16 protein-coding genes are annotated in these 14,497 nt (G+C 51.3%); 12 read left to right on the top strand and 4 right to left on the bottom strand.

From position 1 onward, the window contains the following. Window positions 1-23 precede the first annotated feature (23 nt). The 5 genes from BCV73_RS33470 (at window position 24) to groL (ending at window position 4,226) form a co-directional block, all read left to right on the top strand. Window positions 24-509, top strand: a complete 486-nt coding sequence (locus BCV73_RS33470; RefSeq protein WP_076174928.1) for a MogA/MoaB family molybdenum cofactor biosynthesis protein — start codon at window positions 24-26, stop codon at window positions 507-509. Window positions 510-728: 219 nt separating this feature from the next. Further along, entirely contained in the window at window positions 729-983 is a 255-nt protein-coding gene (gene tatA, locus BCV73_RS33475; protein ID WP_089550499.1) for a twin-arginine translocase TatA/TatE family subunit, read from the top strand. Between the two features lie 96 nt (window positions 984-1,079). After that, entirely contained in the window at window positions 1,080-1,853 is a 774-nt protein-coding gene (gene tatC, locus BCV73_RS33480) for a twin-arginine translocase subunit TatC (RefSeq protein WP_089550500.1), read from the top strand. Between the two features lie 370 nt (window positions 1,854-2,223). Next, window positions 2,224-2,505 (top strand): co-chaperone GroES, encoded by a 282-nt coding sequence (groES, locus tag BCV73_RS33485; RefSeq protein ID WP_076174926.1) that lies wholly within the window; start codon window positions 2,224-2,226, stop codon window positions 2,503-2,505. Between the two features lie 92 nt (window positions 2,506-2,597). After that, the gene (groL, locus tag BCV73_RS33490; protein WP_089549948.1) at window positions 2,598-4,226 is read left to right on the top strand and encodes a chaperonin GroEL; all 1,629 of its coding nucleotides are present in this window, start codon (window positions 2,598-2,600) and stop codon (window positions 4,224-4,226) included. Window positions 4,227-5,565: 1,339 nt separating this feature from the next. On the opposite strand, the gene BCV73_RS33500 is transcribed toward groL, so the two are convergent. Together BCV73_RS33500 and BCV73_RS33505 are read right to left on the bottom strand one after the other, a co-directional pair. Next, window positions 5,566-5,793, bottom strand: coding sequence for a hypothetical protein (locus tag BCV73_RS33500; protein ID WP_089549950.1), 228 nt, complete (start codon window positions 5,791-5,793; stop codon window positions 5,566-5,568). Between the two features lie 131 nt (window positions 5,794-5,924). Then, window positions 5,925-6,830, bottom strand: coding sequence for a LysR family transcriptional regulator (locus BCV73_RS33505; RefSeq protein WP_089549951.1), 906 nt, complete (start codon window positions 6,828-6,830; stop codon window positions 5,925-5,927). A 128-nt stretch (window positions 6,831-6,958) separates the two neighbouring features. Here BCV73_RS33505 and BCV73_RS33510 point away from each other — a divergent pair, with 128 nt between their 5' ends. From BCV73_RS33510 to BCV73_RS33525, 4 genes are all read left to right on the top strand, one after another. Beyond that, a complete protein-coding gene (locus tag BCV73_RS33510) occupies window positions 6,959-8,449 on the top strand; it encodes a UbiD family decarboxylase (protein WP_089549952.1) in 1,491 nt (496 codons plus the stop codon). Between the two features lie 56 nt (window positions 8,450-8,505). Then, window positions 8,506-9,072 carry a UbiX family flavin prenyltransferase gene (locus tag BCV73_RS33515; RefSeq protein WP_089549953.1) on the top strand — a complete coding sequence of 189 codons (567 nt, stop codon included), beginning with the start codon at window positions 8,506-8,508 and terminating at the stop codon, window positions 9,070-9,072. 232 nt (window positions 9,073-9,304) lie between these two features. Then, window positions 9,305-9,982: a DUF4183 domain-containing protein gene (locus tag BCV73_RS33520; RefSeq protein ID WP_218828216.1), complete on the top strand. Its 678-nt coding sequence runs from the start codon at window positions 9,305-9,307 to the stop codon at window positions 9,980-9,982. A gap of 129 nt (window positions 9,983-10,111) precedes the next feature. Beyond that, window positions 10,112-10,396: a DUF4183 domain-containing protein gene (locus BCV73_RS33525; protein ID WP_076174904.1), complete on the top strand. Its 285-nt coding sequence runs from the start codon at window positions 10,112-10,114 to the stop codon at window positions 10,394-10,396. A gap of 45 nt (window positions 10,397-10,441) precedes the next feature. Here BCV73_RS33525 and BCV73_RS33530 read toward each other — a convergent pair whose 3' ends face one another. Next, window positions 10,442-11,122 (bottom strand): SOS response-associated peptidase, encoded by a 681-nt coding sequence (locus tag BCV73_RS33530; protein ID WP_089549955.1) that lies wholly within the window; start codon window positions 11,120-11,122, stop codon window positions 10,442-10,444. A gap of 128 nt (window positions 11,123-11,250) precedes the next feature. Between BCV73_RS33530 and BCV73_RS33535 the strand changes: the two genes are divergently transcribed. Both BCV73_RS33535 and BCV73_RS36035 read left to right on the top strand, forming a co-directional pair. Next, entirely contained in the window at window positions 11,251-11,448 is a 198-nt protein-coding gene (locus BCV73_RS33535) for a YqaE/Pmp3 family membrane protein (RefSeq protein WP_076174899.1), read from the top strand. A 187-nt stretch (window positions 11,449-11,635) separates the two neighbouring features. Next, entirely contained in the window at window positions 11,636-11,758 is a 123-nt protein-coding gene (locus tag BCV73_RS36035) for a hypothetical protein (RefSeq protein WP_256993088.1), read from the top strand. A 463-nt stretch (window positions 11,759-12,221) separates the two neighbouring features. On the opposite strand, the gene BCV73_RS33540 is transcribed toward BCV73_RS36035, so the two are convergent. Next, the gene (locus BCV73_RS33540) at window positions 12,222-12,980 is read right to left on the bottom strand and encodes an SDR family NAD(P)-dependent oxidoreductase (RefSeq protein WP_089549956.1); all 759 of its coding nucleotides are present in this window, start codon (window positions 12,978-12,980) and stop codon (window positions 12,222-12,224) included. A 151-nt stretch (window positions 12,981-13,131) separates the two neighbouring features. Here BCV73_RS33540 and BCV73_RS33545 point away from each other — a divergent pair, with 151 nt between their 5' ends. Next, on the top strand, window positions 13,132-14,442 hold the full coding sequence (locus BCV73_RS33545; RefSeq protein ID WP_089549957.1) for a helix-turn-helix domain-containing protein: 1,311 nt from the start codon (window positions 13,132-13,134) through the stop codon (window positions 14,440-14,442). Window positions 14,443-14,497 lie beyond the last annotated feature (55 nt).

Below are 14,497 nucleotides of genomic sequence, written 5' to 3' on the forward strand. Positions count from 1 at the left end.
GTTAAAGGAGGAGGGGTGATCTTATGGTGTGGAGAACAGCGATCCTGACGGCAAGCGATAAGGGAGCCCGAGGTGAACGTGAAGATACGAGCGCACAGGTCATCCGGGAGCTGGTGGAGGAGGAATTGGGCGGGGAGATCGTGGAATACCGCATCGTTCCCGACGAGCAGGATGATATTATCGCGTCGCTCATTGAGTTAACCGATTATTTCCAGGCGGACCTGGTGCTCACGACCGGAGGTACGGAGCTGGCGATCCGGGACGTAACGCCGGAGGCCACCCGCCGGGTCATCGAGCGGGAGGTGCCGGGCATCGCGGAGGCGATGAGGGCAACCGTCATGCAGAAGAACCGCGCGGCGATGCTGTTCCGCGGCATTGTCGGCATCCGCGGACGGACGCTGATCGTCAACCTGCCGGGCTCGCCCAAGGGCGTGCACGAGCACTTGGCGGCCATTATGGACCAGCTGCCGGAAGCGCTGCTGATGGTGACCGGGCAATACCGCCAATAATCCAGCATTTACCTGACTTTTTTCAAAATTGTCACACTTATTTGATATTGTAATGATCCGTGATATGGTATGATGGCGATGTGGCAATTTTATGTCATAGCTGTGAACAAGCCCAATCGACATGCAAACATCCATCAATGATCTGCTTTACTCGGACACGGTGTGTTACATATCCGGATTTTGGTTAAGAGTAAAGTACAGAGAGGAGAATACCATATGCTGAGTGGAATCGGTGTGCCAGGCATTATTTTGCTGGTCATTTTGGCATTGCTGCTGTTTGGACCCAACAAGCTCCCTGAACTCGGACGGGCCGTCGGCCGCACATTCCGCGAGTTCAAGGACGGTGCCCGCGATATCATCGGCGAAGACGATCAGGCGCCGCGCAAGAGCGAGCCTAAGCCGCTGGCCGCAAGCGAAACGCAGCCTGCACCTGTGCAGAGCAGCGCTGCCCAAGATAAGCGCCTGCCGGAGTGACTTCAGGGAGAAGTCCAGGCAGTCCATATCCATCCCTTCCTTGCGGGGAGGGATTTTGTTTTGTCCGGAAGGCTTAAAGCGAAGGAAGGTGACCTCATCGTGGAAAAACAGGAAGAAATGTCGATCGTCGAGCATTTGGGCGAGCTGCGCAAACGGATCATTTACGTCCTCGTTGTGCTCGTGCTCGGGCTTGTGGTCGGCCTGGTCTGCGCCAATCCCATCTACCAGTACCTGATCAGCGTCGACTCGGCCAAGGATTTCGAGCTGCACGCATTTTCCTTCTGGGACGGGATCGGCATGTACATGAAGATCGCCATGATCGTATCGCTTGTGGCGACGATTCCGTTTACGGCGTACCAGCTGTGGGCCTTCGTCAGCCCGGGGCTCCGCGAAGTGGAACGCAAGGCCGCGCTGCGCTATGTGCCTTACGTATTTCTGCTGTTTCTGGCCGGACTTGCCTTCGGCTATTACGTTGTATTCCCGATGGCGCTGGGCTTTACGACCCAGGTGACCGAGTCGATGGGACTGAAGGAGACGTACGGCATCTCCCAATACTTCAGCTTTTTGTTTACGCTGGTCGTACCGGTGGCGCTGCTGTTCGAGCTGCCGATCATCGTCATGTTTCTGACCAAGCTGCGGATCCTGAACCCGCTGCGGCTGCGGAAAATGCGGAAGGTCGCCTATTTCGCCCTCGTATTTATCGCGATCGTCATTACGCCGCCGGATTTCATCTCGGATTTTCTCGTGACGATTCCGCTGCTCGTGCTGTATGAGTTCAGCGTGTTTTTATCCTCCGTCGTGTACCGCAAGCAGCTGGCCGCGGATGCGGCGGTGGAGGCCAGATACCGGTTCCCGGCCGAACCGCAATAAGAGGACACAGGCATTCTTTTTCTGGACGGAAAAAGGATGCTTTTTTCTTTTCTTCGAAAACGGCATTTCTTTTTCAGAAATCACGGAAGACGGCATATTTCGGATTCCGGTGGATACAATGATGGAGGGTGTCTTATTCGCTGCGGAGGCCTGTGACAGGCTTGTCCGGTGCAGGATGGGACGGGTTCGGCGGACGTGCTATGAAAAGTGTAAAGTTCTTAGAAAAATGCTTCAAAGAGGACTTGAAATCTGTTCCCAAGTTGAGTATCATAAAAGTGGTTGTTAGCACTGAACGTTGTCGAGTGCTAACAAGAATCGTCAACCAGACTTTAACCGCAGCACAACATACTAAATAAGGAGGCTATTTTTCATGATCAAACCTTTGGGTGACCGCGTTTTGGTAGAACCAATCCAACAAGAGGAAACAACTTCGTTCGGGATTGTCCTTCCGGACTCCGCCAAGGAAAAGCCGCAAGAAGGCAAAATTATCGCTGTTGGCAGCGGAGCCGTTAAAGATGGGGCACGCGTTCCTTTGGAAGTCAAAGAAGGCGACCGTGTGTTGTTCTCCAAATATGCCGGAACAGAAATCAAATATGAAGGTAAAGAATATTTGATTATGAAAGAAAGCGACATACATGCAATCGTAGGCTAAGCGACTTTTTGATCCGGCGAGGATTGAATTTTCGGCGAAGAGCCTGAACATATGAGCAACATCTATATCATTTATGGGAGGTTTTTATCAACATGGCAAAAGATATCCGTTTCAGTGAAGACGCACGCCGCTCCATGCTGCGTGGTGTAGACGCTTTGGCTAACGCTGTAAAAGTGACGCTCGGACCTAAAGGCCGCAACGTCGTTCTGGAGAAAAAATTCGGCAGCCCGCTCATTACCAATGACGGTGTGACGATCGCTAAAGAAATCGAACTGGAAGACGCTTTTGAAAACATGGGCGCTCAGCTCGTTAAAGAAGTAGCAACCAAAACCAACGATGTAGCCGGTGACGGTACGACGACCGCTACGGTTCTGGCTCAAGCCATGATCCGCGAGGGTCTGAAGAACGTAACTGCAGGCGCTAACCCAATGGTTGTCCGCAAAGGGATCGACAAAGCGGTTAAAGCGGCAGTTGCCGAGCTGAAGAACATCGCAAACGAAGTTAAAGGGAAACAAGAAATCGCTCAAGTTGCTTCCATTTCCGCAGCTGACGAAGAAGTGGGCCAACTGATCGCCGAAGCGATGGAAAAAGTGGGCAAGGACGGCGTAATCACCGTTGAAGAATCCCGCGGATTCGCTACAGAGCTTGAAGTCGTGGAAGGTATGCAGTTCGACCGCGGCTACATTTCCCCATACATGATCACTGATACGGATAAAATGGAAGCTGTGCTTGAAAATCCATACATCCTGATCACTGACAAGAAAATCAGCAACACGCAGGAAATCCTGCCGCTGCTTGAAAAAATCGTTCAACAAGCAAGACCGCTTGTGATCATCGCCGAAGACATCGAAGGCGAAGCTCAAGCGATGCTGATCGTGAACAAACTGCGCGGCACGTTCAACGCGGTAGCTGTTAAAGCTCCTGGCTTCGGCGATCGTCGCGAAGCGATGCTGCAGGATATCGCTGCCCTGACTGGCGGCCAAGTGATCACCGAGAAGCTCGGCCTGGATCTGAAGAGCACATCCATCGAGCAACTGGGTAACGCCCGTCAAGTGCGCGTAACGAAAGAAAACACAACCATCGTTGACGGAAGCGGCGAGAAGAGCGACATCAACGCTCGTATCTCCCAAATCCGTTCGCAGCTGGAAGAAACCACTTCCGAGTTCGACAAAGAGAAACTGCAAGAGCGTCTGGCTAAACTGGCCGGCGGCGTAGCCGTTATCAAAGTCGGTGCTGCAACCGAAACCGAACTGAAAGAGCGCAAACTGCGCATCGAAGACGCCCTGAACGCAACCCGCGCTGCGGTTGAAGAAGGTATCGTATCCGGTGGCGGTACAGCTCTCGTGAACGTATACCATGCAGTAGCTGCCGTAGACGTGGCTGGCGACGAGAAGACAGGCGTGAACATCGTTCTGCGCGCTCTCGAAGAGCCAATCCGCACGATCGCTGCCAACGCTGGTCAAGAAGGTTCCGTGATCGTGGACCGCTTGAAGAAAGAAAAAGTGGGCATCGGCTACAACGCAGCTACGGACGAGTGGGTGAACATGTTCGAAGCAGGTATCGTTGACCCTGCCAAAGTAACGCGTTCCGCGCTGCAAAACGCAGCTTCCGTTGCGGCTATGTTCCTGACAACAGAAGCCGTAATCGCCGACAAGCCTGAACCTGAGAAGGCTGCTGCTCCAGACATGGGCGGCATGGGCGGAATGGGCGGCATGATGTAATATAAGGCTCCCAAAGCCTGAATATATTAGTAAAGAGAAAGGCTCCCGCGAGGGAGCCTTTTCTCGTAAAATCACGAAAAAAATCACATTTCTTGCAAAAATCACGGCGTTGGGTTCTTGTCGCGATCAAACTTGAAATTCAGGATGTCACCGAAATGGACCCTTATCTTCTCGTTGGCATCCTTTTTCATCTTCTCTGTGACGTGTGTACACGTTACCGAAATGGTAAGGAACGCTATTTTAATGCCCTCGTGAGTGTTTGGGGCTTTATTTTTCGAATCAAGAGCCCAAGGGAGAAGGGCATGGATGAGCGGATCAGTTTGCTCTTAAAAACAGTATCCACAGCGCTGAGGGAGTAACCCTAACCGTGTATGACCCATTTGATATTTGAATCTTACTGGATTCGTGGTGGTAATAAATACGTCCGCAATGAGGTTGAATTTACCCTTTTTTGTTTCTAGAAGTTGCGTTCATTGCATTCTCCGTTATTTAGCCGTTCAACTATCTGTGTTAATTATTAATAATTTTGAAATTGAAAAAAGCATCCGAATAACGAATCCTTTTTCATGCGTTTGTTGCTATGATTTTTTAAAAATGCAGACCACCGTTAAGAATGAGATTTGAAGCGAGATCGTAATTAATAATGAAACAATAAGGCCAGTATCACCTGCACCGCTTACTGCTGCCAGGGTATAGCAAACAATTACGCTAATTATTACGCTAAGTAAGAACGTAGCAAATCTTCTCATCAAATCAAAACACTCCTTATGTGTAGCAACAAAAGTAAAAGAGCGGATTTTTTACATACTATATCATAAAAGTAAAACCACAGAGTCACAAACACCTGTAGGCTTATTTTTACATTGACTTACGAACAATTCTAATATTTTTTGACCTAGCGATACACCTGCTCATCTTATAAAATGGTCTGTAATAGCATTTATTGGATTATATGTAAAGGATGGAATCGTTCTGCTCGTATTTAAACCAGCAAATTAACATCATAGGAGACCTGAAAATGAAACTCATAGGGTTGATATTATTAGGTTGTGCAATTTCTTGCATTTTAGTATGGTTGGGGCAAGTAGGATTTATCATAGGGGTGGGACTGTTCATTGGTTTCTTCCTTAGATTATATCTGATGTTTTTAGAGATACGTAAAGAAATTTCTAAGCCCAATAATAATAGCTAGGTGTTGTTTGCTTCCTTGTTGTACCACTAATGGTACTGCAAGGAGGCATTTTTATTTAACCATGAAGAGTGGACACGTTCTCTTTTATAGCAGCAAGCCTATTAAAAAAGCTGCCTAGCGGCAGCCCTTCGATCCTCAACATAGCGTTTAACCTTCCCCTTTTTGAATCCACTCCCCGAACTGTTTCATGGCTTTCTCACTGTGCACGTATTTGTACTTTTTGCCGTCGTCGTAATGGAAAATCGCCGCACTGTCCTCGTCGCCTTCGATTTCGGACGTGATCGAAAGTATACGCTGGGTGTCGAGCAGCTTGAAATTACCTTGGTCGTCTTCGGCGGGAATCGCCTGTTGCTTTGGTTCTTCTTCCATATTCATCGTTGCAGCCTCCATAGGTCGTTTGTTTTTATTGTACCCGAATGGAAAGCGATTTGCATTTTTCTATGATGCAGCCATCGTTGTGCCATAAAATATAAGACCTTTCGCAAATGATGGAAACGGAAGGTTTTTTAGCTTCGGCCATTTCCCATCGATCCGAGCAGCAGCTGTTTGAAATTCCGGGCCGCTGCCGAGAGATATTGCCCCTTCAGCGTGACGATGGCGGTATCGGATTCAATGGGCGGATCAATTTCGGCATGCCTTATTTGATCCAGGCGGAGCAGCAGAGCCGAGCGGGGAACGACGGCAATCCCGATGCCGGATTCGGCGAGGAGCATTAGCGTTGATACGTCGGGGCTCTCGCATACTATGTTTGGTTTCAGCCCCCTGATTTTGCAAATGTCCATAAACCGGTGGTAAACTCCGTAGTCCCCCTGTCCGCGCAAAATCAGCAGTGGATGGCAGCATAACTCCTCGACCGCGAGGGTCGGTCCATCCAGCGCTATGGAGACCGGCGGAATCGCTACCAAGGGTTCGGTATGCAGCCGGTCAATCGATACCTCCGGCGTATAGGCGCCTAAATCGGACTGCAGGGGAAGCCTGACGAGCCCCAGTTCGATTCTTTTTTGCTGAAGCAGCTCTTCCACCCGATAGGAATCATCCTCCCATAATCGGAAGGTCACCCGGGGATAAGTTTGCTGGAACTGTTTGACGACGGAAGGCAGGTAGGGAACGCAGGACATGACCGTACCGATGGATAGCGTGCCGCGCATACCTTGTTCCTGATCATGAATTTCCGCCACCATCCCGTCAATCGAGTGGAGCACCTCTTTAGCTCGTTTATACAGCGTCCATCCGGCCGGGGTAATCTCAAATTTTTTGTTTTCACGTTCGATCAGGGTCACACCCAGATCTTCCTCCAGGGATTTGAGCTGAAGGCTCAATGGAGGCTGGGCGATGTGCAGCCGCTGCGCGGCGCGGGTAATTTGTCCTTCTTCGACGATCGTCACGAAATAGGCCAATTTTTTTAAATCCATATTCTCGTCCCTCTTCACTGGCATATATTTTTTATATTGTAAACCACTTTAATATATATTTTACATATAAAGAAGCTCGGATGTAAGCTTTGTATGCAGACATTTTTAAGTACTCGGGAGGTTAGGCAATGAAAACATTTCATGCAGCCGGCATCGATTTTCGGGAATATATCGAGGCCTTGGAGCAATACGGCGATATGATCAAGATCGAACAGGAGGTGGATTGGAATCTGGAAATGGGAGCGATGATCCGTTACGCCTATGAACGGCCGGCCCCGGCGCCGCTGTTTTGCAAGATCAAGGACAGCGCCCCTGGATTTCGCGTGCTGGGTGCACCAGTCGGTCTCAGTCCGAATGAACGTCATCCTTTTTTGCGGATCGCGCTTTCGCTGGGGCTCCCCGCCGAGACGGGTATTGCGGAGCTGGTTGAGGCTTGGTCCCATCTCCCCGAAGCCAAACCGCTGCCGCCGCAGGAAGTGCCGGACGGGCCGTGCAAGGAGAAGAAACTGTTCGGGGAGGACATCGATCTGACGAGCCTTCCGATTCCGTACCTGCATGTCGGCGACGGCGGCCGCTACATCAACACATACGGCATTTTGATCGTACGCTCGCCTGACGGATCCTGGGTGAACTGGTCGATTACGCGGGTCATGCTGCATGGCAAAAGGACGATGGCCGGCGTTATCGTGCCAACCCAGCATATCGGCAAAATATACGAGCAGTGGAAGGAGATCGGCCAGGACATGCCGTATGCGCTTTGTCTTGGCGTGGATCCGGGCATCGCCATGATCGCCGGATATCCTCTGCCTGACGGCGCGAACGAAGCCGATTTGCTGGGCGGATGGTACGGCAAACCGCTTCAAGTCGTCGGCTGCGAAAGCCATGATCTTAAGGTACCGGCAAGCAGCGAAATCGTCATTGAAGGCTTTGTATCCTTGAATGAGACCGTACCTGAAGGTCCGATGGGGGAGTATGCGGGATATACGTGGGTAGGGCACGAGAAAGAAGTGCCGTGTTTCCGCGTTACGGCGATGACTCACCGTCTTGACCCGATCATGCCGGCGGTGGCTGCAGGGTTGCCGCCCGAAGAGAATCATACCAACTGGGGCGTCGCAATCGCCGCAAGCATTCAGCATGAACTGCGGCGCCATCGCTTGCCTGTCCGCAGCTGCTTCATCCCGTTCGAATCCGCGGTCCATTGGCTTGTCGTGACGGTAGATTCCTCGGGGGCATATGCCGATTCGAAGGAACTCGCCCGCCGAATCGGAGAGGTAGTGTTCGCCTGCCGCGGCGGCTCCTACATTCCGAAAATCATCGTCGTGAACGATGATATCGATCCCAGCCGGATTGATCAGGTCGTCTGGGCGGCGGCCACCCGCTGCCATCCGGACAGAATCCTGCATTTTGCTGATCAGCCGGTCCTGCCGCTTGTCGCTTACCTGGATCAGGAGGAAAAACGAAAGGCTGCGACGACAAAGATCGTATACAATTGCCTTTCTCCGAATGAATGGCCGGATGGCTATGCACCGCTTCAAGCCTCCTTCGCCGGTTATCCGGAGGAAATACGCAAGCTCGCCATTCGTTTGTTTGCTGCCGCCGATGGAACTTCAGCACCATGACTCATCAAAAGAAATAAGTGAAACTTGCATTTGCGGATGCGAAGGAGAGAGGGCTTATGAAAATCATCGTGGGCATGTCCGGAGCGACGGGCGCGATATTCGGCATCAGGCTGCTTCAAGCGTTAAAGGAGGCGGGCGTCGAAACGCATGCCGTAGTCTCTCCATGGGCAGCTGCAAATATCCGGTATGAAACCCCCTACACGGTCAAAGAAGTCGAGAAACTTGCAGATCAAGTGTACGGTTACAAAGATTTGGGAGCAGCTATTTCAAGCGGATCATTCCAGATGGACGGCATGATCGTAGCGCCCTGCAGCATGAAGACGCTCGCCTCCATCCGCATGGGATTAAGCGACAACTTGCTCACCCGGGCAGCCGACGTCATTTTGAAGGAACGAAAAAAATTGATCCTGCTTACGCGCGAAACGCCGCTGAACGATATCCATCTGGAGCATATGCTGGCGCTGTCCCGCATGGGCACGACGATTATGCCTCCCGTGCCAGCCTTTTATAACCATCCGGCGGCCATTGAGGACCTGATCATGCATATCGTGGTCCGGACGGTGGACCAGCTGGGCCTATCTTTACCGCAAGGGAAAAGGTGGCAGGGAATGAGAGAGAGGTAATACTGAAGAAGGCGAATAGTCCACTCCCATGATGTGCATTGGACATATACTTATGTCATATACACATATTCCTAATATTTTTAAGGGAAGGGTGCTGCCAATGGGAAAAGGAGGAAAAACGAAGCGCACATATGTAAAGAAGAAAATAAAATGCATCGGCGCGAAAAGAACCAAAAGGGCCGTCGTTTGCAAAAAGGTAAACCCTAAAAGAAAACGGAAGATCCGACATTTGATGGATCAGCATGCCTTACAAGCGGCAATCGAGGAAGCCAAGGCACAAATCAAAGCAGAGCTGGCGCTGTTGACCGGAATGCAGGGCGATCATGGGCTTCAGGGGGAACGGGGAACGGATGGTACGGCAGGACTGCCCGGGATTCCCGTACCGCAAGGCCTACAGGGGGTGCAGGGCCCTCCCGGGACGTCAGGTCTGCGCGTGCCGGAGGGGCCGCAAGGTGTACAGGGTCTCCCCGGACAACCGGGTGGCCCTGGCCCTCAAGGGGTACCAGGGATGCAAGGGGCACCAGGCGCACCGGGCATTCAAGGGCCGGCTGGACCGGAAGGACCCGAAGGTCCGCAGGGCCCGCCTGGACCCGTCGTTATACCAGGAGTAACTGTGCTGCCGACGGCTGCCCGTTATTTTTATGAGCCGGAGACCGATCTGGATTTAACCGCGTCAGCCGCGGTTGCGGCGAGCCAATTCACGAATGATGAAGGCGATGCGGTTGCCGATTTTTCGACGCTTGGTCCCAATAGTTTCAGCAACCTCTATATCAATGGGATCATCCAGCCGGGGAATTCGTACAGCATCAATCCGTTGGAACTATATTTTCCACCGCAAAGCACGACGATATATGCGGGGACTCCCATTGTTTTGGAAACGGTGCAGTTAACGGCGAATATTACAGTCTAGCACCTTTTCGTATTTTCTCCCAAGCCAATCCTATCCTTCTTGCATTTAATAGGGTAGAGGATCCGATGGTTTTCAAAGATTTTGGTGTGAAAACCTATATGATCCTCAACCAAGAAGGGAGGGGAGAATATGCCCATCGTTACCCCATATCAGAACAGCGTGAGATTCACTTCGACCATTGGTGCAGGTACAGGAACCGGAGCGACCTTCGCTATAGCCGCAACGGCCTTCACCAATGACGCTGGAGTGGCTGCTACGGCATTTCCGGGGACGTTCAACTACTACAACCTTTATTTGAATGGTTTGATGCAGACGGCCGACGTTTCGTCAGTGACAACAACGACGCTTACCATTCCTGGAGGCGATGTGTTGGACCCCGGTACCCCGGTTGTCGTTCAGTTTGTTGTTTCTTGATCAGACGAGGACTAACGGATGACCCGGAGGTCCTCTTTTGCATTTTCATTTGGAATTCAGGGCGATTTTCTCAATCAATTTTTCACCTTCGTTCCGTACATTTCCGACCGACCTCGACACGGGATAGGAGTACATGTCCTCTGCCTCGTAAGGCCGCAGCAGCCCCTGCAGCAAGTCCTTATCGGACACGCTGGGATCCAGCCAGATGTTCAGCTCTTCCTCACCAAGAATAACGGGCATACGGTCGTGCACCTTCTTCGTAAGGGAAATCGGTTTTGTCGTTATGATGGTGCAGCTCGTGATCAGCTCGCCCTCAGGGCTTTTCCAATCATCGTACAGGCCGGCAAAAGCAAACACGTCTCTCGATTTCACCCGGAACCGGTAGGGCTGCTTATGCTCGCCTTCATGAGTCCACTCGTAGAATCCGTCTGCCAACACAACCATTCGTTTCTCAGGAAAAGCTGACCGAAATGCCGGCTTGCTGTCAATCGACTCCGCACGGGCATTAAACGTACGGTAGGCCATCTTTTTCGTCTTGGCCCAGAACGGAAGCAGCCCCCAGTGAAACCCCTGCAAGATCCGCTTTCCGTGATCGCTTCGAACGCCAGCAACCGTTTGGGTCGGGGCTATATTATACCGAGGAGTCATCTCATACTGGACATCATCGATGCCAAATGGCTGGACGAGATCCTCTTCTTCAACCGCCAATGTATACCGTCCGCACATGTCATGTCCTCCTTATATCATCTCAAGCGTTTCTTTTTATTACCCAAAAATGAGTACGGAGCAAAATGAAACGAAGATACAGCGTTCGCGTATTATAGATCATTCAAACAGAAACGAGGTTAACGCCAATGCGTTATTTATTATGCTTTCTTCCGCCGCTGGCCGTTCTGAGCTGCGGTAAATTGGGACAGTTCATCTTAAGCATCATCCTTACATGTATCGGCTACATTCCGGGCGTCATTCATGCGATGCTTGTGGTTCATTCATACAAAGAAGATCAACGGGCGGATCGGATCGTACGGGCGATTCGGGAGCAGCATCGGTAAAACGAGGGTCATTCATATAATATAGAACTGGCGTCTGATATCAATTAAAGGTTCCCAAAGGTGGGGGCCTTTTCCTTTATATAGGATTCAACTATGTTATCTTCACTGAGGCGTTTTTGATTGCAACAAAAATTAACATACAGCTCACTTTCCTGTATAATTAAGGGAAAATTGCGAGGTGGAACCCATGAAGCTTTTTTCCTTAGGGGATAAGATCCTCATTTTTTTCCTGCTCGGGTTGGCGGCGCTGTTTATCATCAGTTTCTTTGTGGTGCGTTACATCATCCGGCATGTGTCGTTTGCTCCGTAAGCAGGCAGCCATTGATTTAAAGGGAGTGGCCCTATGAAAAATTTGAGGTACAATCCAATCGAACGTTATGCGGATAGATCCGCCTGGTTTTTGGATGTGCGGCTGTATTTCCCTCGGTTACTTATCAAATTGCTCAGCTGACTTGCTTATCTCGTAGCGGCGGCTGCGTGATCCCGTTCAATCCATAAAGGAGTCGATACATATGCCGGTGCTGATCATGGGAATCGTGCTTACTGCGATGGGCTGGTTTGCCAGAAAAAAGCCGGAGTTGTGGTGGCTTTTGAAGATTCAGCGAGGATTGGGATGCGGAGCTTAGCGAGGATCGGCGGTGGTACCTGAGCTTTGCCGGCATGATTCTTATGATCTTCGGTGGACTGCTGTGTTTGGCAGGTGTGTTCAGTATTTGAGAATGACAAAAACCCTCTCTGATTCCAGAGAGGGTTTTCCTCGTAAGCTAAGCCGCTTACAGTGTCAGGCCGCCATCCACAAGGACTATGGAGCCAACCATATAGCTTGACCGGTCGGAGGCGAGGAAGGAGACCATTTCGGCCAATTCCTCCGGCTGCGCGTAGCGTCCGATCCGCATGTTGCTGACTTCTTCGGGCATATAGCCGCCCGCTTTGAACTGTTCTTCCACGCTTTGGGTCAGCGAGGTCTGCACGCCGCCAGGGCAGATGGCGTTGACCCGGATGCCCTTTTTCACGTATTCCATGGCTGCCGACTTTGTCAATCCGATCACGGCATGCTTGGTTGCCGAGTACACGGACACGCTGTGCTCGCTGCGGATGCCGGCTGTCGACGCCGTATTGATAATCGAGCCGCTGCCTTGCTTCTCCATCACTTTAAGCACATATTTCAGCCCCAGGAAGGCACCCTTCATGTTAACGGCAACGAGGCGGTCGAACTCCGCTTCTTCCACGTCGGCCAGCAGTGAAAATTTCTGGATGATGCCGGCATTGTTGAAAAAGGCGTCGATCCGGCCGTAGGTGTCCACGGCGGCATTGACGTAACGCTGCACATCTTCGCTCTTGGATACGTCCGCCTGAACGAAAATGCCTTCGCCGCCCTGGTCCTGGACCATCCGCAGCGTTTCTTCGCCGGTTTCGCGGTTAAAATCGACCAGCACAACTTTGGCCCCATTGGCGGCCATTTTTAAACTGCTGGCTCTGCCGATGCCGCTTCCGGCGCCGGTGACCAGCACGAATTTATTTTCCAATTCCATCGTACATTCCCCCTAATCGTTGATCTTGATCTGTTTATTGACCATTGTACGAGGGTTTGATCGGCAATTATTGTACTTTTCTACGCTTAATTGTATTATTTTAATGTAAAGAAACCGTTATCATTTATGCCGGCAAAAGGGGGGGAGCGTCATGCGGTTCGCATTGGAAGAAATGAAATACGTGTGCCACCATCTGCATGAGGCCCATGGCGTGTCTGTTTTTTACGTCAATACCCGCGGGCAATTTGCATATGAAAGTCCCGCTGCGAGCATCCGCCAGAGCCCGTATTATGTTCCGCTTCAGGAGCAGATCAGGGAACATGCGGTAAACGGCGGGCAGAAGAAGATGCCGACCTTTTTTTCCATCAACAGGCTGCATTTTTTTCGAATCGGCCTGCAGCATGAAGAAGCAGCCTTGGGGCAAATGGTGATTGGGCCCTGTCTCGACGCCGGGCTGGACGAAACGCAAATCGATTACATCACGGAGCTGATGCACGAATTTTCCAATGTCCGGGTGCTGATTGAGTTTTACCAATCCCTGCCCGTTATTAGTCCGGAGCGTTTTCGTTCCATGAGCCTGTTGGTTTACAGCCTGCTCTACCAGGAACGGTTGGACCCGGCACAGATCGTTGAGACCAGCGGTGAGCAGCTACCGAAGAATCAGCAGCCGCATACGCCGGATCTGGAAATTTCGCGGGAACGGATGAACCTGATTTCCCATACCAACCTTTCGCATGAGCGGGTGCTGCTGGATTATGTCCGCAAGGGACGCATCGAGAAGGTCCAGGACGTCGTCCGTTATTCGCTGATCGGCGAAGACGAGCTGGGCAAGCTGTCCAGGCGCAGCCGGATCCGCAGCGAGAAAAACCTGATGATCACTGGCGTGGCCCTGATTTGCCGGGCGGCGATTGAAGGCGGGCTGAACGAGGAGACGGCCTTTACGCTGAGCGATTACTATATTCAGCAGCTGGAGGAGCAGGAAAGCCTGCAGGCGATATCCAAGGTGATGACCGAGGCGGTTTTCGCGTTTACGGAACGGGTGTCCAAGGTTAAGGAGCAGCAGTATTCGTCGACGATTACGGCCTGCCAGCACTATATTTCCGACCACCTCTACGACGACATTACACTCGAGCAGCTGGCGAAGCTGACCTATTTGAGTCCCAACTACTTATCCAGCCTGTTCAAGAAAAAAGTAGGTGTCTCCATCAGCGAATATATCCAGCGCGAAAGAATTGACGAGGCGAAAAAGCTGCTGATGCTGACGAAATACAAGGTTTCGGACATCTGCTCATGGTTGAACTTTAACGATCAGAGTTACTTCAACAGGGTGTTTAAAAAAATGACCGGCGTGACGCCAAAACGGTACCGGGAGGAGGGCTCAGCCGGGCGATCGGCGGAAAATCGAGAAGAACCAGAAGAACCGAAAGAACCAAAAGAACCAAAAGAACCAAAACCGGAATAACCAGAGGAACCGAAGTCCCCTGTTTAACACGGATACCCGAATCTCCAGTTCCTTT

The sequence above is a fragment of the Paenibacillus sp. SSG-1 genome (genome assembly GCF_002224835.1).
GTDB lineage: Bacteria > Bacillota > Bacilli > Paenibacillales > Paenibacillaceae > Paenibacillus_AQ > Paenibacillus_AQ favisporus.